At 72.5% G+C, this 19,729-nt stretch carries 15 protein-coding genes; 9 read left to right on the top strand and 6 right to left on the bottom strand.

All coding sequences use genetic code 11. The features are described from left to right. Positions 1 to 169 precede the first annotated feature (169 nt). From ACZ7CD_RS35190 to ACZ7CD_RS35175, 4 genes are read left to right on the top strand one after another with little or no spacing between them, the layout of a single operon-like run. Complete coding sequence (locus ACZ7CD_RS35190; protein ID WP_470380593.1) at positions 170 to 2,848, top strand: nitrate- and nitrite sensing domain-containing protein; 2,679 nt, start codon at positions 170 to 172, stop codon at positions 2,846 to 2,848. Further along, positions 2,845 to 3,264, top strand: a complete 420-nt coding sequence (locus tag ACZ7CD_RS35185) for a roadblock/LC7 domain-containing protein (protein WP_053738309.1) — start codon at positions 2,845 to 2,847, stop codon at positions 3,262 to 3,264. The genes ACZ7CD_RS35190 and ACZ7CD_RS35185 overlap by 4 nt, the downstream gene beginning before the upstream one ends. Before the next feature lie 2 nt (positions 3,265 to 3,266). Beyond that, positions 3,267 to 3,830 (top strand): DUF742 domain-containing protein, encoded by a 564-nt coding sequence (locus tag ACZ7CD_RS35180; protein WP_360400255.1) that lies wholly within the window; start codon positions 3,267 to 3,269, stop codon positions 3,828 to 3,830. A 58-nt stretch (positions 3,831 to 3,888) separates the two neighbouring features. Further along, the gene (locus ACZ7CD_RS35175) at positions 3,889 to 4,425 is read left to right on the top strand and encodes a GTP-binding protein (RefSeq protein ID WP_360400258.1); all 537 of its coding nucleotides are present in this window, start codon (positions 3,889 to 3,891) and stop codon (positions 4,423 to 4,425) included. 73 nt (positions 4,426 to 4,498) lie between these two features. On the opposite strand, the gene ACZ7CD_RS35170 is transcribed toward ACZ7CD_RS35175, so the two are convergent. Both ACZ7CD_RS35170 and ACZ7CD_RS35165 read right to left on the bottom strand, forming a co-directional pair. After that, positions 4,499 to 5,491 (bottom strand): hypothetical protein, encoded by a 993-nt coding sequence (locus ACZ7CD_RS35170; protein WP_470380592.1) that lies wholly within the window; start codon positions 5,489 to 5,491, stop codon positions 4,499 to 4,501. Continuing rightward, on the bottom strand, positions 5,484 to 7,496 hold the full coding sequence (locus ACZ7CD_RS35165; protein WP_470380591.1) for a toll/interleukin-1 receptor domain-containing protein: 2,013 nt from the start codon (positions 7,494 to 7,496) through the stop codon (positions 5,484 to 5,486). The genes ACZ7CD_RS35170 and ACZ7CD_RS35165 overlap by 8 nt, the downstream gene beginning before the upstream one ends. Before the next feature lie 111 nt (positions 7,497 to 7,607). Between ACZ7CD_RS35165 and ACZ7CD_RS35160 the strand changes: the two genes are divergently transcribed. The 3 genes from ACZ7CD_RS35160 to ACZ7CD_RS35150 all read left to right on the top strand — a co-directional run bounded on the left by ACZ7CD_RS35160 (position 7,608) and on the right by ACZ7CD_RS35150 (position 10,200). Then, on the top strand, positions 7,608 to 8,549 hold the full coding sequence (locus ACZ7CD_RS35160; protein ID WP_470380590.1) for an NPCBM/NEW2 domain-containing protein: 942 nt from the start codon (positions 7,608 to 7,610) through the stop codon (positions 8,547 to 8,549). Positions 8,550 to 8,622: 73 nt separating this feature from the next. Further along, a complete protein-coding gene (locus ACZ7CD_RS35155; RefSeq protein WP_360400270.1) occupies positions 8,623 to 9,087 on the top strand; it encodes a GbsR/MarR family transcriptional regulator in 465 nt (154 codons plus the stop codon). Positions 9,088 to 9,096: 9 nt separating this feature from the next. Next, the gene (locus ACZ7CD_RS35150; RefSeq protein WP_470380589.1) at positions 9,097 to 10,200 is read left to right on the top strand and encodes an ankyrin repeat domain-containing protein; all 1,104 of its coding nucleotides are present in this window, start codon (positions 9,097 to 9,099) and stop codon (positions 10,198 to 10,200) included. On the opposite strand, the gene ACZ7CD_RS35145 is transcribed toward ACZ7CD_RS35150, so the two are convergent. Genes ACZ7CD_RS35145 through ACZ7CD_RS35135 form a run of 3 tightly spaced genes read right to left on the bottom strand, consistent with a single transcriptional unit; the run spans position 10,179 to position 12,800 of the window. Then, positions 10,179 to 11,096 carry a COX15/CtaA family protein gene (locus ACZ7CD_RS35145; protein ID WP_458431219.1) on the bottom strand — a complete coding sequence of 306 codons (918 nt, stop codon included), beginning with the start codon at positions 11,094 to 11,096 and terminating at the stop codon, positions 10,179 to 10,181. The two genes, ACZ7CD_RS35150 and ACZ7CD_RS35145, sit on opposite strands and share 22 nt — an antisense overlap. Positions 11,097 to 11,115: 19 nt before the next feature. Then, entirely contained in the window at positions 11,116 to 11,874 is a 759-nt protein-coding gene (locus tag ACZ7CD_RS35140) for an ABC transporter permease (protein ID WP_470371051.1), read from the bottom strand. After that, the gene (locus tag ACZ7CD_RS35135) at positions 11,871 to 12,800 is read right to left on the bottom strand and encodes an ABC transporter ATP-binding protein (RefSeq protein ID WP_360400282.1); all 930 of its coding nucleotides are present in this window, start codon (positions 12,798 to 12,800) and stop codon (positions 11,871 to 11,873) included. Before ACZ7CD_RS35135 ends, ACZ7CD_RS35140 begins: the two co-directional genes overlap by 4 nt. Positions 12,801 to 13,139: 339 nt before the next feature. On the opposite strand from ACZ7CD_RS35135, the gene ACZ7CD_RS35130 reads away from it, so the two are divergent. Then, positions 13,140 to 13,715, top strand: a complete 576-nt coding sequence (locus ACZ7CD_RS35130) for a DUF998 domain-containing protein (protein WP_360400285.1) — start codon at positions 13,140 to 13,142, stop codon at positions 13,713 to 13,715. Beyond that, positions 13,712 to 15,697: a glycosyltransferase gene (locus ACZ7CD_RS35125; RefSeq protein ID WP_470380588.1), complete on the top strand. Its 1,986-nt coding sequence runs from the start codon at positions 13,712 to 13,714 to the stop codon at positions 15,695 to 15,697. The genes ACZ7CD_RS35130 and ACZ7CD_RS35125 overlap by 4 nt, the downstream gene beginning before the upstream one ends. Here ACZ7CD_RS35125 and ACZ7CD_RS35120 read toward each other — a convergent pair. Then, on the bottom strand, positions 15,678 to 19,463 hold the full coding sequence (locus tag ACZ7CD_RS35120; RefSeq protein WP_470380587.1) for a patatin-like protein: 3,786 nt from the start codon (positions 19,461 to 19,463) through the stop codon (positions 15,678 to 15,680). The two genes, ACZ7CD_RS35125 and ACZ7CD_RS35120, sit on opposite strands and share 20 nt — an antisense overlap. Positions 19,464 to 19,729: the final 266 nt, after the last annotated feature.

The raw sequence follows: 19,729 nt of genomic DNA, 5'->3' as shown, positions 1-19,729 counted from the left end.
CGTGCACGCCTGAGGTCGTTGTAGCCGCACGCTCTCTGGCCTACTATCCGCACACACCCGATGCGGCGGATCTCGATATCGAACCCCCGGGTGACTCAACTCGTGGGGATTCACCGGCCAGGAGGTAGCCGATAGTGGGGCACTTCGAGCGCGCCGTGGGGATCATTTCGTGAATGTCGAGTGGAGAAAGATCAGCGACTGGCGCAACTGGAGGCTGCCGGTCAAGCTCGGCGTCGTGCTGCTGGTCCCCGTGGCCGTGGCCGTCGGTGCGGGCGCACTGCAGATCAACGGGTACGTCGACCGGTCGAACTCGTACGTGCGGATGCAGGGACTGGTCAAGCTGAGGGCCGACCTCGCGCCGCTGATCTCCAGCGTCCAGCAGGAACGCACGCTCGCCGCGCAGAGCGCCACGAGCGGCTCCGGTGTGGGCGCCTACCAGAACCAGATCAGCGCCACGGACAACGCCGCCGCGACCGTGCGCCGCCGCGTCGAGCGCACCGCCGGCCTGAGCGACGTCGCCCGCAGCCGCTTCACGGAGATGGGCGACCAGATCGGTCAGCTCAAGACCTTCCGCGAGAAGGTGACCACCGGCAACGGCGACTCGGCGGAGGCCACGGCCGGCTACACCGGTGTCGTGAAGTCGTTGCTGGACTTCGAGCAGGCGCTGATCAGCCAGTTCGGCGACCAGGCCATCTCCGGCACCGCCATCGGCCTGCACAACATGGTCATCGCGCAGGAACAGGTCTCGCAGCAGCACGCGATCGTGCTCGCGGGCATCGGCCGCGGCAAGCTGCTCGGCACCGAGGTCCGCTCGCTGGAGCAGTCCGACATCCGCCTGCAGGACCGCCTCGGCGACTTCCAGGCCGTCGCCACCGGCGGCCAGCGCCGCGACTACGACCAGACCGTCACCGGCGCCGAGGTCGCCGCCCGCGGCAAGCTCGTCGAGCGCGCGCTCACCCAGCCCGACGGCACCCCGATCCCGGTCAGGCCCGGTCAGCCCCGGCCCGACCCCGCCTCGACGCTCGGCATCGCCGTCGACGAGTGGAACAAGGCCTCCGGCACCACCGCGCGGCTCATGGAGCAGGTCACCCGCGGCCTGCAGGACGAGCTCGCGAGCTCGTCGGCCGCGCTGCAGGACGACACGTCCGACAAGGCCGGTGCCGCCGCGGTGGTCCTGCTGGCGATGCTGCTCGTCGCCGTGACGCTCGGCTTCGTCATCGGCCGCTACCTGCTGCGCTCGCTGTCGGAGCTGCGGCACTCCGCGCTCGACGTGGCGCACCACCACCTGCCCCAGGTCGTCGCCGCGATCCGCGCCGACCGCCAGCCGGACACCACGATCGAACCGGTGCCCGTGCACACCAGCGAGGAGTTCGGCCAGCTCGCCCGCGCGTTCGACGCGGTGCACGAGCAGGCCATCCGCTCCGCCGTCGAGCAGTCGTCGATGCGGTCGGGCATGAAGAACATCTTCGTCAACCTGTCGCGCCGCTCGCAGGGCCTCGTCGAACGCCAGCTCAAGCTCATGGAGGAGCTGGAGCGCCACGAGGAGAACCCCGAGCAGCTCGCGAACCTGTTCAAGCTCGACCACCTCGCGACGCGCATGCGCCGCAACAACGAGAACCTGATGGTCCTCTCCGGCACCGACGTCGCACGCCGCTTCCACCAGCCCGTCGCGCTGGCCGACGTGCTGCGCGCCGCCGCGTCGGAGATCGAGCACTACCAGCGCGTCGTCGTGAAGTCGACGCCGTCGGTCGAGATCGTCGGCTACGCGGCGAGCGACCTCGTCCGGCTCGTGGCCGAGCTGCTGGACAACGCCACCGCGTTCTCCGCGCCCAGCACCCAGGTCGTCATCGGCTCCCGGCTCGACCAGCAGGGAGCGGTCCTCGTCGAGGTCGCCGACCAGGGCATCGGCATGGGCCCGGCCGAGCTGGCCGAGGCCAACGACCGGTTGTCCTCCGGCACCGAGGAGGACGTGCCGGTCTCCCGCCAGATGGGTCTCTTCGTCGTCGGCCGCCTCGCCGGACGGCACGGCATCACCGTGCGCCTGCGTTCGGCGGGAGAGGGCGGGGAGGGGCTGCGGGCGTTCGTGCTCGTGCCCGCCGAGCTCGTGCGCTCCCACCAGGAGGCCGAGGTCCCCGCCGCACCGCGCCACGCCGCGCTGCCCCAGCCCAAGCAGGTCCCCAAGCAGGCCCAGAAGCCACCGCACGTGGTCGTGAAGACGCCGAACCTGGCCCCGGCCCCGGTCGCCCCCGCGATCGAGGAGCAGCGCCAGTCACCGGAGTGGACCTCGTTCCGCGGCGCGGCGATCGACGAGACGCCGCTGCCGAGCCGGCCGACCGCCAACGGCACCTCCAACGGCGTCCACAACGGCACCTCCAACGGCGCCCGCAACGGCAACAGCGGCTCGAACGGGCACGGCACCGGCGCCCGCCCGGCGGTCCCGCCGGCCGCACCGGCCGAGACGACGTCTTCGTGGTTCGCCGGGGGCAGCTCGGGCGGCCCGGCCGGCGACGACAGCTCCCCGCAGGTGCCCGGCCCGTCTTCGTCACCGTCCGTGACGGGTTCGTGGTTCGGCAAGAAGGCCCCCGGCACGGTGTGGGAGCAGCCGGGCGACCCCGCGGCCGACGCGGGGGAGACGAATGCCGGGTTGCCGAAACGCGCGCCGCGTAAGAACCTGCTCCCCGACCTCGTGGAACGTCCCGAGAACGGGGTGCGGCCGGCCGGTGGGCCCAAGCGCGATCCGGAACGCGCGCGGGGCTTCCTGGCCAGCTACCAGACAGGCCTTCGCCAGGCCCCGCTGGGGGACAAGGGCAACGGGAACGGCCAGTGGAACGGGCAGGAGAAGGCATGAGCACGCCTCAGTCGCGGCAGGTGGACCAGTTCGGTTGGCTGATCACGAACTTCACCGACCGCGTGCCCGGTGTCGCGCACGCGATCGTCATCTCGGTGGACGGGCTGCTCCTGACGAAGTCGTCAGGTCTGCCGCCGGACCGAGGGGAGCAGCTGGCCGCGATCGCGTCGGGCGTGACGGCGCTGACGATGAGCGCCTCCCGCTGTTTCGAGGGCGGCGGAGTGTTGCGCACCGTGATCGAGATGGACTACGGGATCATGCTCCTCATGTCCATTCGAGACGGGTCCTGTCTGGCGGTGCTCGCCGCGCCCGACAGCGACGTCGGCCAGGTCGCCTACGAGATGACCGTGGTCGTCGACCAGGTGGGCCAGATCCTCACCCCCGAACTGCGAGCTCAGCTGCACAGCGTGAGGTGATCATGAGTTCGGCCGCTGACGCGCCCCGGCGGCGCAGGCGGGCGGAGACGCCCGCGGAGCAGACCTTCGCCGACCTGATGAACGGGTTCACGCTGAACTCGTCGCGGCGGCGGTCGCGCTCGGCCTCCGACGGGCCCGAGCGGGACGCCCCCGCGTCCGGCGCCGCTGTTCCCCTTGCGCCACAGGAGGAACAGCCCGCCTTCGAGGTGCCCGCGGTGGAGCCGCAGGACGCCTCGATCGTGCGCGCGTACGCCTGGACGGGCGGGCGCACCCGGTCCGCCGTGCACCTCGAGATCGAGACACTCGTCTCCGCGAATGATCAGAGCCGGCAGTCTGCGGGTATCTTGCAGGCTGAGCACCAACACGTCGTCGAGCTGTGCCGCTCACCGCGATCCGTCGCGGAGGTGGCCGCACTGATGCGGCTCCCGCTGGGAGTCGCGAAGGTGTTGCTCGGCGACCTGGCGGAACGAGGTCTGGTGGACGTGCACCAGACTGTTTCCGCGGGCGGTGACACGCCGGACCTCGGGTTGATGGAGAGAGTGCTGAGTGGACTACGTCGGCTCTAGATTTCCCGACCTCGGGCCCCCTGGGCCTCCCGGTCGGGAGCTGACTTCGGCCAAGGTTGTGGTCGCCGGTGGCTTCGGCGTCGGCAAGAGCACCTTCATCCGGTCGATCCTCGAACACGACCTGCTGACGATGACCGCGCTGCCGCCGGAGCGGGGCCTGGTCACGGAGCTGGTGCGCATCCAGTTCGGCAAGGTGTGGCTCGACCCCGGGCTGGCGCTGCACCTGTTCGTGGCCCCGCAGTGGCAAAACCCGCGCGCGGGCTGGTCCGACGTGGTGCGCGGTGCCGTCGGCGCGGTCGTGCTCTTCGACGTGATGCGCCCGGCCGACTCGGTCGACGCCATGCGCTACTTCGAGGACCACAAGATCCCGTACGTGATCGCGTTGAACAACGTGCACGTGTCCGTCCGCTCGGACGTGCAGGCCGTCATCCGCGGCATGGGCATCGCGCCCCAGGTGCCGGTGGTGGACTGCGACCCGCGCCTGCGCGTCTCGGTGCGCGAGACGCTGATCTCGCTGGCCGAGCACGCGAAGCTGGACCGGTGGCGCCGCCGTCCCGGCCCGGACGAGACGACGCCGCTCGCGCCCGTCTGCTGACGAACCACGCGGGGGCCTTCGCACGACACGTGCGAAGGCCCCCGCGTGGCGTTTCACCGGCCGGAAGGCGTGCTCAGGCGGCGCCGGCGGCCACCACGTACGGCGAGCCCCACACGGCCTTGCCGGAGCGGCACTGCGCCTTGTCGACCGTGGCGACGGACGACCTCAGGGTCAGCGCGAACACGTTCGGCGGCAGGTCGGCCTTGAGCGGCTTCGCCTCACCGGGGTTGACCACGACCTCGGCGACCGGCTTGACCAGGTCGCTGTTGACGAACACCTGGAACTTCACCACCAGCTGCGGGTCGGACGTCGCGTCGGTGCCGACCGCCGCGACCTCCAGCCGCGTGAAGTTCTTCAGCCTGACCTGCTGGTCGCTGCTGGTCGTGTAGCACGAGTCGAGGCTCGTGAACGCGGAGTTCTGGTGCTGCGTCAGCTGCACGTCGTGGTCGCCGCGGGTGAAGGACCAGCTGTTGCCCGGCACCGGCAGCTCGACGAGCCACACCGGCGCGTCCGCGGACAGCGAGCTGCCGTCACCGGGCACCGCCGAGGCCGGCAGCGACCCGGTCGGCAGCGCGTTCGACGAGGACGGCCTGGCCGTGGTGGTGCTCGTCGTCGCGGTCGTGGTGGTCACCGCCGCGGTCGTCGTGGTCGGCAGTGCCGTCGGCGGGGCGGGCTGACCGGACGAGAACGCCTTCGCGGCGATGAACCCGAGCAGCAGCAGCACGACCGCCGCCGCCGCACCCGCCGCGATCTTCCACCGCCCGCGCTTCGGTGCCGTCACGACCCTGCCTCCCAGGTCTGCGTAGAGCCGGCGGCCGAAGCCGGGGTCCTGGCGCAGCTCGCGCGCCAGGTGCAGGCGCAGCGTCTCCACCTCGACCGGGTCGGCCGGGTTCGCGAGGAAGCGCGCCAGGATCTCCTGCGGGTACGGGCCGGACAGCTTCGCCTCCAGGTGCCCGAGCAGGCCCTCCAGCCGCGCGTCGTACGCGGCCGGGCCCACCTCGTTCTTGCGGATGACGTACTGCGACAAGGCGTGTACGGCGGAGCTGGCGAGAACGTCGTCATCCATCCTGCTGGTCCCCCTTCTCCCGCTGCTGTGCTGTGTAGAGGTCGCGCAGCACCCCCATCACCTGCGGCGGCAGGAGCGGTTTGCCGTCCGGACCCCGCGGGGCGCGTCCGGACCCCGGGTCGACGAACGACACCGCGAAGTCCTCCGCGAGCTTCGTGAGGCCGGTGAGGATGCGGCCGAGCGGTTCCGGCGGTGGCGCGACGGGCGTTCCGCTGTGCGACCGAATCTGGTCGGTGAACCCGTTCCACGCCTTGAGCAGCGCCTCCATCGCGGCGCCGCGCAACGGGTCGTGCGCGGTGCCGCCGGTGGACACGTTCTGCAGCAACGACATGACGTCCTGCATCGACCAGTCGAGCTTGCCCATCTCGTTCGCGATGGCGCGGGCGAACGGCTCCGGCTCGTCGAGCCGGGTGAGCGCGACGCTCACCAGCGGTTCGAGCCGGCGCGGTGCGGCGTGGAACAGCGCCGTGACCGCGTCCAGCAGCCCGGGGTGCCGCGGCAGCGCCCGGCCGAGGACGGTGAGCGCCGTGGTCAGCCACTCGTCCGGGAACGCCACGGCCACGGTCGTGACCAGTGCCGGGTGCTCGGCCAGGGTCGCGGCGACGAGGTGCTCGCCGAGCGCGTCCGGGCGCAGCGCGGTGAGCGGGTAGGGGCCGGGGTGCAGGCGCGACCACGCCGCCACCTGCGTGCGCACGGCGTCCGGGTCCTGGCCGAGGAAGTCGGGCAGGCGGACGACCAGCGCCTCGGCCTCCTCCGCCGACGCCGGGGCGCACAGCGTCGCCAGGGTCCCGATGATCGCGAGCGAGGGGGAACCGGCGCGCAGCGCGGCGTCGTGCCGGTGCAGCGCCGCGAGTGGGTCGGGGCCGGTCTCGCCGAGCACGGCGGTGAGCGCGCGTGCCTGGAGGTCCAGGACCGTTCCCGGCGGGGCGGCGACGGCGACCGGCTCCACGCCGAGGGCACCGGCGAACGCGGTCACGGCGGCGGTGATCGACAGACCGGGCGGGCAGGGCTGCAACGTCACCGTGCCGGACCGGCCCGCGGTGCGGAACAACGCGGCCACCCGGTCGTCGCGGTGCTCCCGCAGCGCGGTCAGCCAGCTGCCGTCGGACCGGCCGAGCAGCAGCAGGCGGGTCGGGGCGTCGTGCACCGCCGACCGCGCCGCGACCGCCTCCGCCAGCGCCACCAGCTGCTCGGAGCGCTGCTCGGCGTCGTCCACGACGGCGAGCAGCGGCCGGTCGACCGCGCTGGTGCGCCGGATCTGAGCGGCGGGCGCCTGCCCGGCGAGCAGACCGGCGAGCCACCCGTCGGCCGTCATCCGCCGGCACAGCTCGACCGCGAGCCGGGTCCGGCCGCAGCCGGCCGGGCCGACGACCAGCCTGGCCGCGTTGGGAGCGGAGGCGTGCGCCCACGCGACCAGGTCGGCCAGCTCGCGGTCCCGGCCGTGGAACGGCACCACGGCGCGCTCGGGCAGCAACAGGGTGCTGGGAGCGGCACCGGGCTCGAACGGCTGCGGCGGCTGGGCGAACAGGCTCGGCACCACGAGCGACGGGACCAGGCCGACCAGCCTCGCCACGAGCTCGGCCATGTCCTGGTGGAACCGCCGGTGGCTGAGCGCCTGCGCCTGGATGCTCGCGAACCCGCGGATGCCCGCCGGGAGGTCCCCGTGCTTCGGTCGCGGCGCGTCCTCCAGCAGGACGGGCACGATCGGGATGCCGTTCGCCAGCGCGTGGGCGATCTCGTCGTGCACCCAGTCGCCCGGTGACTCGAGGCGCGGGCGACCGGTGCCGGGGTCGGGCACGAGCCAGTGCGGCCCGACGACGGCGACCAGGACGTCGGCCTCGTGCAACGCCCTGCGGATCTCGCTGGGGTAGTGGGTGCCCGGCTCCATCGACACGGCGTCGCGGAAGACCAGGTCGGCGCCGAAGTGGTCGCGCAGCACCTGCGTGATCGACGCCGCGCCGTAGGGGTTGTCCTTCACGCGGTAGTTGACGAACACACCGGCCATGCGACGAGAAAAGCACGCGGCACTGCCGAACGGAGCACCCCGCCGCGCATTGACCTTGAAGTGTCCAGCGGATGTCCAGTTCGCGGGGCCCACCTGTGTCCACAATGGTCCATGGGTGTCGTCTTCATCAACTTCCGCGGTGGTGACGGCCAGGACAGCGCCGTCCTGATCGACCGGAAGCTCAGCCGGGTGCTCGGCCGCGACCGGGTGTTCCGCTCCAGCGCGAGCATCGAGCCGGGTGTCCCGTTCGACCCGGAGCTCGTCCGCGCGGCCTCCTCGTGCGCGGTCCTGCTGGCCGTGATCGGCCCGCGCTGGCTCACCGTCGCCGACGGGGGCGTGCCGCGGATCGCCGCACCGGGCGACTGGGTGCGCTTCGAGATCGAGCTGGCGCTGCGGGCGGGCGCGCGGGTCGTACCGGTCCTGGTGGGGGACACGGCGATGCCGTCGGCCGCGGACCTGCCGCCGACGATCGCGGCGATCGCAGGGCACCAGTACCTGCGCCTGCACCACCGGTCCGCCGACTACGACCTGATGCAGATCCTCGACGCCGTGCGGCCGTTCGCGGGCTCCGACGGCAGCGTTCCGCCCCCTCCGCCGGCCGACACCACCCGCCTCACGTCGTTGCCGGTGGCCGCCCGTTCGCCGGACGTGGTGCTGGGCGGCGCGAACCTCAACGGCCGGCACTACGGCGAGAGCGTCGTCTACCGCTGCTCGGGCTTCTGCCACGAGCCGAAGGGACAGGTCGAGTTCAACCTGGGCCGCCGGTTCCGCCGCTTCGAGGCCACGGTCGGCGTCCTCGACGACGCCGTGGACGCGGGCCAGACCGGTGTGTTCGAGGTGGTCGTCGACGGGGTGCCGCGCGAGCAGCGCTCGGCGGGCCAGGGCGGCCCGCGCCTGCTGAGCCTCGACGTCACCGACGCGCTGCGGCTGCGGCTGGTCGCCTACCGGCCGGGCACGACGGTGCACCCGCTGCTGGCCGGCGCGAACATCGCCGGCGGGCGGTCGAACCACCTGCCCGAGCTCGCCTGGGGCAACCCCACCCTGTACGCCTGAACCACACCGCCACCCCCTGGGTCGTTGACAAGATCGCTACGATGATTTCAGTGTCGACCGAAGGGGAACATCGATGAGCGTCGGCAGGGAAACCCGCCTGTCCGCCTGGATCGAGCGGTTCGCGGCCCACTTCGCCGAGGAGGGCATCCCGCTGATCGGCGGGCGCATCCTCGGCTACCTGCTGGTCTGCCAGCCGGTGGAGCGCACCGCCGCCGAGCTGTCGCAGGAGCTGGAGGCGAGCAGCGGCTCGATCAGCACGAACCTCAAGTTCCTGGTCAACTCGGGGCTCGTGACCAAGCGGACCCGGCGGGGCAGGCAGGCCGCGGAGTACCGGATCAACGAGAAGGCCTGGTCGGACTTCGTGCAGCGCAAGCTCCACGCCATCGCGAGCGTGCAGACGCTGACCGACGACGGCATGCGGCTGCTCAGCGGCGATCCGGAGCGGGCGATGCGGCTGAAGACCGTCGACCACCTCTACGGTTGGCTCTCAGCGGAAATCCCGGCCCTGTGGGAGCGCAGGCCCGCGTCGCCCAAGTAGCTTGGGTGCATGTGGCACCCGTTCCGCGACGACATCGAGTACTACGAGGAACGGGCGCGCGGACTGCTCGCCTCCGCGTGGGACGGCGTGCCGGGTGCGCTGGAGGTCTTCGACGGTGTGCCGCTGACGGACGAGGGCGCGCACATCGTGCTCGCGCAGGCACACGGGTGCGAGGACTGGAAGACGCTCAAGGCGCACATCCGCAACCCGCGCCCGTTCGCCCGCGCCTACCAGGCGGTCGAGCTGCAGCACCCGGCCGAGCTGGCGGCGCTGCTCGCGCGTGACCCGTGGCTGGTGAAGGCCAGCGGCACCAACGGGAACGACCTGCTCGGCATGGCCACCGCCAAACACGACGAACGCCTCGTGCGGGTGCTGCTCGACGACGGCGCCGACGTGAACCACCGCAACGTCCACGGCTGGACCGCGTTGCACCAGGCGGCGTACGCCAACCAGCCGCACCTGGCCGAGGTGCTGCTCGCCGCGGGCGCCCGCACCGACCTCGAAGCGCGCGGGGCGGGCGGCACCCCGTTGACGGTCGCGTTGTTCTGGGGCCACCGGGAGACCGCGGAACTGCTGGCACGGCACGGGATCCACCCACCGAACCTGCGCACCGCCGCCGGACTGGGCGACCTGGACCTGGCGGTGGAACCCGAGGCGGGCCGCGGCTACTACCGGCCGCACAGCGGTTTCCCGCGCTGGTGGCCGACGGCCGACCCGCAGGAGGTGCTGGACGAGGCGCTCGCGTGGGCGGCGCGCAACGACCGCACCGAGGTGTTCGGCGAGCTGCTCCAGCGCGGTGCCCGCGTCGACGCGGACGTCTACCGCGGCACGGCGCTGGCGTGGGCGGCGTGGTGCGGTCTGGAGAACGCCACCCGCACGTTGCTCGACCTGGGCGCGAACCCGGACCAGCGCACCGGTTTCGGCGGTCCGATGCACGGCGAGGGCGTCACCGCGCTGCACCTGGCGGCCGAACGCGGGCACCTCGGCGTCATCCGGGTCCTGCTCGGCGCGGGCGCCGACCGGACCGCCATCGACGCGAACTTCGAGGCGACCCCCGCCCACTGGGCGAGGCACAACGGGCAGACCGAGGCTCAGGCCTTGCTGAGCGCCTGACCGGTGGCCGCGGGCACCTCGACCTCGACGGTGCGTTCACGTGAGGACGTCCACAGCATCGCCGTGGCGACGACGACGGCACCGGCGCCCAGGACGTGGATCGACACGAGCACCTCGGGCACGCCGGTCCAGTACTGGACCATGCCCAGCGCGCCCTGGGCGAGCACGACGCCCACCAGGACCCAGTAGGAGCGGTTGCGGACGAAGAAGCCCATCGCGATCAGCATGCCCAGGAACAGGAACAGCAGGTCGGCGTGGATCTGCGCGAGCGTCGGCACAGGCACGTCCAGGCGCGGCGTCTTCGAGTCGCCCGCGTGCGGGCCGGCGGCGGTGACGAAGGTGCCCGCGATCAGCAGCAGGTACATCACGACGGCCATCACGACCTGCAGCCCGCGCGCGCCGGCGGGGACCAGCCAGCGGGCGGGTCCGTCGCCCTCGCTCAGCGACCGCAGGAGCAGCACGGCGAACCACACCAGCACCATCGAGACCATGAAGTGGACGGAGACGCTCCACCACACCAGTCCGAGCCGGACGGTCAGGCCGCCGATCACGGCCTGGGCGAGCACGCCACCGACCTGGACCGCGGCGAGCACGATCACGCGGCGGCGGCGCGGCTTGTTCAGCACCGCGGCGACCAGGCACAGGCCCGTGATGATGCCGATGACGCCGAACAGGGTGCGGTTGCCGAACTCGACCCACTGGTGCAGGGCGGCGACGTCGGGGTGCTCGACCGGGACGATGCTGCCGGGCACGCACTCCGGCCACGTCGGGCAGCCGAGCCCGGAGCCGGTGACGCGCACGATCGACCCGGTGACCGCGATGCCGCCCTGCGCGATGATGGCGGCGATCGCGAGGGCGCGTTGCAACGGAACGATGAAAGCGGTCAATCGAGACACGGACCGATGGTATGCCGGGTCAGGTGAGCCGCGTCGTCCGGGTCGCCAGTGCCCCGGCGGCAACGCCCCAGGCCACGAGCACCGCGACGGGGCCCGCACCCGGTGCCGTGCCGTGCACCACAGCGGCTTCGAGCGCCTCGGCGAGCGCGGCGGACGGCAGCAGGTGCACGAACCCGACCGGCACCGACAGCGCGACGCCGCCGGCCATCAGCAGCACGAACCAGATGATGTTCGCGAGCGCCAGCACGACCTCCGCGCGCAGCGACCCGCCGAGCAGGACGCCCAGCGCGCCGAACGTCAGCGTGCCCAGGACGACCATCAGCACCAGCCACGGCAGCCCGGCGGGCTGCACGTCCCAGCCGAGGAACAGCGCCGTCACGGCGAGCAGCGCGATCTGCAGCGCCACCACGACGAGCGCGCCGCAGACCCGTCCGGCGACGAGCAGCCAGCGGGGCAGTGCGGAGGCCGACAGCCGCTTCAGCACGCCGTAGCGGCGGTCGAACCCGAGTGCGATGGCCTGGCCGGTGAACGCCGACGAGATGATCGCCAGCGCGAAGATCCGGGCGGTGGCCGACCCGACGCGCGGCTCGGGCATCGGGATGACCGACATGAGGCTGAGGGCGACGAGCAGCGCCAGCGGGATGAGCACCGTGAGCAGGATCTGCTCGCCGTTGCGCAACGTCAGCATCGCCTCGGTGCGGGCGTGCGTGAACAGCATGCGGCCGAGCGAGCCGCGGCCGGGCTTGGGCGTGAAGGTGCCGGGAGCGAAGGTGGTCATGAGCGCAGCTCCCTGCCGGTCAGCTCCAGGAACACGTCTTCGAGGCTGCGCCTGGCCACGGTCAGCTCCTCGGCCAGCACGCCCTGTTGGGCGCACCACGACGTGACCGTGGACACGACCTGCGGGTCGATCAGGCCTTCGACGACGTAGCCGCCGCGGGTGGCCTCGCGCACCTTCAGGCCCTCGGGCAGCGCGGCCGACAGCAGCGACGTGTCGAGGCCGGGCCGTGCGCGGAACCGCAGCCGCTGGTCGTCGGCCCGGTTCGCGGTCAGCTCGGCGGGCGTGCCCTGCGCGACGACACGGCCCTGGTCGATGATGACGACCTGGTCGGCCAACGCCTCGGCCTCGTCCATGAGGTGCGTCGTCAGCAGCACGGACACGCCGTCGTCGCGGAGGGCGCCCACGAGGTCCCACACCAGACGGCGGGCCTGCGGGTCCATGCCCGCGGTCGGTTCGTCGAGGAACACCAGCTCGGGGCGCCCGATCAACGCGCACGCGAGCGACAGCCGTTGCTGCTGGCCGCCCGACAGCCTCTTGTAGGGCGTCTTCACCGCGCCGGACAGCCCGAGCACCTCGATCAGCCACCGGGGGTCGAGCGGGTGCGCTGCGCAGGCCGCCACGAGGTTCAGCATCTCCTCGGCGCGGATGCCGGGGTAACCGCCGCCGCCCTGCGGCATCACGCCGATGCGCGGGCGCAGCGCCTCGCTGCCGGGCTCCAGCCCGAGAACGCGCACGGACCCGCCGTCCGCGGAACGGAAGCCCTCGCAGACCTCGACGGTCGTCGTCTTGCCGGCGCCGTTGGGCCCGAGCAGGGCGAGAACGGTGCCGGTCGGCTGCACGAGGTCCAGGCCGTCGACGGCGGTCTTCGAGCCGTACCTCTTGACCAGCCCCGACACTTCCACCGCAGGCTGGGGATTCGGGCTCACGAGCGCCCACCCTATTCGGTCGCCCCCGCTCCTGGTGCACGCGGGGCGCCCGCGTGCACCAGGAGCGCACGAAAGCTCCCCGCGTGCACTCCGCACACGTGCACGCGGGGGCCCCGCGTGCCGCTGAGGGGAACGCGGGGGCCCCGCGTGCCGCTGAGGGGAACGCGGGGCCCCCGCGTGACCTCCGCAGGGGTGGCGCAAACGTTCGCGGGGCGCCCTTGACGAAGGCGGACGGGAAAGGGTGGGGCTGGCCCTACCCCGGGAAGTCAGGGACACCTCAGGGTCCGCTCGGGGGAGTTCCCCATTGGTTGATCACCGCCGTCACAAGAGACTTTTCACGTGATCGAGGTGGGGGACAGAAGACGGGGACTGGTGCTCGGGGGACTGGTGTTCTCACTGGTTCCGATTTTTTACCTGCACGTGGTGTCGGCGGGGCAGCTCGACCCGGTCAGCGACGTCGTGAGCGACTACGTGTTCGTCCGCAACGGCACCGAATGGCTGGCGGCGACGTCCCTCAGCCTCGCGGCCGTGTCGGCGTTGCTGGCCGTCAGCCTGCGGGGTGCGGGCAGGTCAGCGCAGTGGCTGATCGGTGTCTGGTCGGCCGGTCTGACCGTCTCGACGATCTTCCCGACCGATCCGACGGGGGCACCGACGTCCCTGTCGGGCTACGTCCACCGCTACGCCGGCGCCGTCATGTTCGCCGCGTTGCCGGTCGCCGGACTGCTCATCGCGCGCAAATTTCCGGCTCTGCTCGGTATCGCAATAACGGCCACGGTGTCGAGTGCGGCATTCATGGTCAGCCACGTTTCCTTCGCCGGTTTCGAGGCGCGCGGGCTCACCGAACGCGTTTTGTTCGCCGCCCTTTACGGACTTCTCTTCGCAATCGCGGCCACCCAGCTCAGGCGGACGACATGACCCTGCTCGCCATCACCCTCGCCGTGCTCGGCGCCGTGTGCTTCGCCCTCGCGGCACGCCTGCAGCACGACGCGGTCGCCGAGACCGGTGCCCGCGCGAGCGTGCTGCGGCAACCCCGCTGGCTGGGCGGGCTCGCCCTGCTCGTCGCCGGTGCCGGGGTGCACGCGGCGGCGCTCGGCATGGCGCCGCTCACGGTCGTGCAGCCGATCGGCGTGGTCGCGATCGGCCTGACCGCGCTGCTGGACCGGCGGCTGAGCGAGCTGCCCGCGATCCTGCTCACCACGGTGGGCGTGGGCGCGTTCGTGTTCCTCGCGTCCGGCAGCGCGACCGCCACCGAGGTCGTGCCCGACGCCGAGCTCACGGCCGGACTGGTGTGCCTCGGCCTGATCGCCATCCCCGGTGTGACAGCCGCGCTCACGACGAACGCGCGCGTTCGCGCCGTGGCGTTCGCATCAGCCGGTGGTGTCGCCTACGGCTACGTGTCAGTGCTCATGCGCGCCGTCTCCCAGTCGGTGCAGCAGGGCGGTTTCGGCCTTTCGCACGTGGCGTCCGTGCTCGGCATCGCCCTTTCGCTCGCGGTCGGCGGCTGGCTCGTCCAGCACGCCTACGCGGGAGGACCCCCTCATCTCGCCGTCGCCTGCCTGACCGTGGTGGACCCGCTGGTCGCCGTGGGCATCGGCGCCTTCCTCCTCGGCGAAGCCGCGCACCTGTCCGCGTGGACCGGTGCCCTGCTGCTCGCCTGCGCGCTCGCCGCAGCCAGTGGTGTTTTCGCCCTCGCCCGTCACCCTCGTGTCCCTCTTCGAACGGAGCTTCCCGTGAACACCTCCAGCGCGCTGCGCGTCGTCATCGCCGCCGACACGTTCCCGCCGGACGTCAACGGAGCCGCGCGGTTCGCCCAGCGCCTCGCCGTCGGTCTCGCCTCCCGCGGCCACGACGTCCACGTCATCGCACCCGACTCGCCCAAGGCCACCGACATCGAAGGCGTGACCGTGCACCGCCTGCGTTCGCACCGGCTGCCGTTCTACCCGGACTTCCGCTTCTGCCTGCCGTGGCAGGCGAAGGAGGAGGCCGACGCGCTCGTCAAGGCGCTCAAGCCGGACGTCGTGCACGTCCAGGCGCACTTCGTGGTCGGCCGGTACGTCCTCGGCTCCGCCGCCGCGCAGGGCATCCCGACCCTCGCCACGAACCACTTCATGCCGGAGAACCTGTTCAGCCACGCGCACGTGCCGGCGTTCCTGCAGGGCCTGTCCCGCAGATGGGCCTACCGCGACCTCGCACGGGTCTTCGGCCGTGCCGACATCGTCACCGCACCGACACCGCGCGCCGTGCAGCTGCTGCACGACAGCGGGTTCCCCGAACGCGCCATGCCCGTGTCGTGCGGCATCGACATCGCCCGCTACCAGCGCGAGGTCACCCGCAACGACCGGCCCACCGCGTTGTTCGTCGGCCGGCTCGACGAGGAGAAGCGCGTCGACGAGTTCCTGCGCGCCCTCGCCCGCGTGCCCGGCGCGCTCGGTGAGGTCGTCGGCGACGGCACGTGCCGCGCGGAGTGGGAGCTGCTGGCCCGCGACCTCGGCATCACCGACCGGGTGCGGTTCCACGGGTTCGTGTCCGAGGACGAGCTGCTCGACGCCTACGCCCGCGCCGACCTGTTCGTGATGCCCGGTGTCGCCGAGCTGCAGAGCCTCGCCACCATGGAGGCGATGGCCGCGGGCAAGCCGGTGATCGCCGCGAACGCCATGGCGCTGCCGCACCTCGTGCACCCCGGCCGCAACGGCTGGCTGTTCGAACCCGGTGACGTGACCGCACTGGCCCAGCGCCTGCACGCGCTCGTGCACGACGCGCCCACGCGGGCCCGCATGGGCGCCGCCAGCAGCGAGATCATCTCGCACCACGCGCTGGCGGCGACCCTGGAGCGGTTCGAAGGTCTCTACGCACGGGCGATGGGCCGCCCTGCGCCGGTCATCGCGCTGGCGGCCTGAGCTTCCGCTCGATCCGCTGCGCGACGACCTGCCCGGTGCGGGAGAGGGTGAGCCCTGCGGGGTGCTCACCCTCCCCGTCGATCAGGAACCGGTACAGCGAGGCGTGGCCCTCCAGCCGCTCCCGCAGCACCGCCGCGACGTCGCAGCCGCCGGGGTAGATCGCCGGGATCGCCTCGGTGACCAGCTGCTCGCGGATGCGCCGCCGTTCCGCCCTCGGCACGTACCAGGACGTGATCAGCAGCAGCGTCAGCCCGAACACCAGCGCCGTGCCGATCACCGCCCGCCAGCCCCAGCCGCCCGGCCGCACCAGCAGCAGCACGTCCGCGGCCGCGAGGTAGGCGATGCCGTAGACGACCGCCCAGCCCGCGGTCGCCGCGGCGGGCGGTTCGGCGCGTTCGGTGCCCCACACGCCCTCCACCCGGCGCCACCGCTGCAACGACTTGCCGCCCGACAGCGCCATCCACACCCCGAACGCTCCACACAGGACGGACGTCGGGATCACCAGCCACGGCCGGGTGTGCAGCTCGAACTGCCACACCGACCACACCAGCCCGGCCGCCACGGCCACGACGGCGGCCTGCTTCCAGCGCCGCCGCAGCACCTCCAGCGGCCGGAAGTCGGCGAGCACCGCCAGCGGGGTGCGGATCGGCGCCGGCAGCGACCCCAGCAACAGCAGCGCCGCCACCACCACGACCACACCGCCGACGGTGACCGTGCCGGTGGTGAGCTGCGAGCGGTCGTCCGGCACCCGGTCGACCGCGACCGCCGCCAGTGGGATCACCGGCGACAGCAGCACCAGCCCGTGCAGCAGCGTGCCGGACCGCAGCGCGGCGTACCCGAACGCGGCCAGCAGCGACGCGGCACCGACCGCCGCGCCGGGCCCGGCCGCCCACGACGGCAGCAACCCGAACAACGCCATCACGACCAGCGCCCCGCCGACCGCGAGCCCGAGCAGACCGAGGAACTGCGCGAGGTTCCCGCCCCTGGTCAGCCCGGTGATCGTCCAGTACGGCAACAGCGCGCCGCCGCGCATGACCCTGGTGACCGGCCGCACCGCCCTGAGCCCGGCGCGTTCCGAGTCGGCCACCGTGACCGCCACCGCCGCCGCGGTCGCCGCCGTGCGGATCATCTGGTCCGACGCCGCCTCCTGGGTGAGCGGCTCGCGGCCGATGCCCGCGCGGTCGAACGCCGTCAGCGCCGCCATGCCCAGGGTGACCGTGTGCTCCTGCGGGAACTCCAGGCGCCGCAACAGGTCCGCGTGCTCCTCCAGGAACAGCTCGCCACGCGACCGCGCGTCCGCCCCGTCCCCGCGGTCGGCGATGATCGCCGCCCGCAGCCGGGGCAGCTCCTCGCAGATGATCCGCCAGTGCAGGCCCCACGCGGCCAGCTCGGCGAGCTTCAGCGACGACGGCGACAGCTCACCCTCGGCCTCGTAGATGCCCTGCAGCTCCTTCGCGGCCTCGTTCGCGCACGCCGCGACCCGCACCGGCAGCTCGGGACCGAACATGTGCCCGATCACGTTCTGCACCACCGCTTCCGCGCGTTGCGCGGCGGTGCGGGTGTCACCCTCGGGACGGCCGAGGAGGTCCATCCGCCGCAGCCGGCGCGGGTCGAACAGCACCCGGCACAGCATCGTGGCGCCGTCGAGCCGGCCCCAGATCCAGTCGTTGACCCGCCAGGACCTCTTGAGGAACCCGGAGAACCGCGACAGCGACGCCCCGCCCGCCTTGTCGTCGGCGGTGAGCGACTGCTGCGCGAACGCGTTGCGCGTCTGCAGCGACACCTGCACCAGCTCGACCGGCGTGTCCAGCCCCGTCGACGCGTCGTCGGACAGGCAGGTGCCCGCGACCTCCAGCGCCAGCAACCGGCTCAGCCACCGCTCCGCCTCCGACAGCCCCGCCTCCTGCGCGGTGGCCGCCGTGCCGAGCAACGCGTGCCACGCGCTCAGCCCACCCAGCTTGAGCCGGTGCTCGTCGAGGTCGCGCACGACCTCCTGCGCCGCCCCGACGACCCGCCCGATCTCGGCGACCTGCGCCTTGACCTCCAGCCCGAGGTGCCCGTCGACCATGAGCTCGTGGTAGCTCGCCAGCCGCCCGGTCCAGTACTCCTCGCCGAGCGAGTCCGACGGCTGCCAGGCGAACAGCTCCTCGCGCAGCCGCCGCAGCTCCGCCCTCACCTGGTGCAGCTCCCCGCGGGCCCGCGCGATCCGCTCCGCCTGCCCGTCCGGCGCCACCCACACGAGCCGCTTGAGCAGGTCGAGCGCCGAGGCCCCGAGCCGCTCGGCCATCGTGATGCCCCATTCCCAGCCCAGGTCCGCGCGGCACACCGTGCTCGGCAACCGCACCCCCGGCACGTACGGCAGCACACCGTGCTTCCTCTTCCACGCCCGCTGCGCGTTCTCCGCGGCCCGCCGCGCCCGTTCGAACGACCAGTTCGCCGGGTTCCCCTTGGGCAACGCGAACTGCTGCGCGGCCACCTGCCGCGCCGCGAGCCGGATCTCCACGTCCTCGTAGTGCCCGAACAGCTTGTCCGCCAGCGAGTACACCTCGCCGACCACGTCCTGCCCCCCGGCGTGCAACCGTTCGAGCAACGCCATCCGCCCGCCCCTGCTGCCCGCCGCGCGCCGGTTGTGCTCCTCGATCTTCTCGACGTAGGTCCGGTTCGCCTGGCTCGACATGGCGCTCAGCAACCGCGCCCCGGCCGCCACCGTCGTCGGCCCCGCCCCTGCCACGTCCGCCCGCGGCTCCGACCCGAGCGGCTCGGCGTGCGGGAACACCAGCAACATCACCCGCCGCACCGGCCCGTCCGCCGGCATCCGGTCGATCGCCTCCAGCGCCTCCCTGGTCGGCGTGTTGACCAGCACCCCGCCGTCCACGGCGAACCGGCTCCGGTCCCCGCCGTTCGCCCAGCTCGCCACGTCCGCCATGTCCGGCCGGCCCGGCGAGGGCTGCCCGCCGACGGGGATGAAGCTCGGCTCGAACGCGAACGGGAAACTCGCACTGCTGCGCGCGGCCAACGCCAACTGCAGCACCCGCTCGTCGATCCCCCCGGCCGCGAAGTCGTCCCTGGTGACCTCGCTGACCCACGAGTAGGGATCACGCCGGAACGAGAAGCTGCCCTGGTGCACCGACTGCGTCAACGGCTGCCCGAGGTCGTCGTAGCTCGTGGTCGGCACACCCCCGAGCAGGGTGGTCGTGATCCGCAGGTCGATCGGCCGCTCGTCCGGCGCGGTGGGCTCGAAGTCGCTGGTGAGCCGCGCCAACGCCTCCTGCAACCTCGGCAGGAAGAACTCGTCCCCCTGCAACAGCGACGCCGGCGCCCCCTTGAACGGCGTCCTGAGCAGCTGCTCCATCCGCCCCTGCTCCGCCCACAGGTCCCGCAGCCTGCTCAGGTCCGCGTTCTTGTTGACCTGCGACAACGCGAGCGCGGCCCCGTTGATCCCCCCGGCGGACGTGCCGGCGATGACATCGGCCCTGGCCGTGCACCCCACCAGGTCGAGCAGCGGCTGGTAGACCGACCCCGGCCTGGTCAGCCGGTCCAGTTCGAGCACCGTGCCGCCCATCCAGACGGCGAGACTGACGCCGCCGTTGAGGACGACGGCGAAGCGGACCTCCTCGCGGGACATGGGCTGTCCGGCGTGGGCGGGCTGCTCCGGCTGTTCGGGCTTTTCCGGTTGTTCGGGCTGTTCCGGCTTTTCGGCCGGCGCGGCCTGCGTTGGCTGCGCGGCTTGCTCGGTCTGTTCGGCTCGTGCGGTCTCCTCGGACATGCCGCACCACCCCCTCCAGCTTCGATCTTCCCCTCTGCCGGGTAGTCGTCCGCTGGAGTTGTGTGGTTACTGCTGCTTTCGCCGCAGCCGACAGTCCACGGCGCCACCCGGACGGGTGAATCGTGTCCGGATCCACGCCCGGCTGCGTCTTGTGGATGTCCGGAACCACCCCCTTGCCGCGCCCCGGAGGAAAGGAGGAACGCGGGCCCGGCCCGGCCTGACCCCGCCGTCAGCCCGCCGAGTCGACACCGTCCCAGCACACCCTG

Source organism: Lentzea sp. NPDC036949 (assembly GCF_055608075.1).
This window is presented reverse-complemented; position numbering and strand designations above follow the sequence as displayed.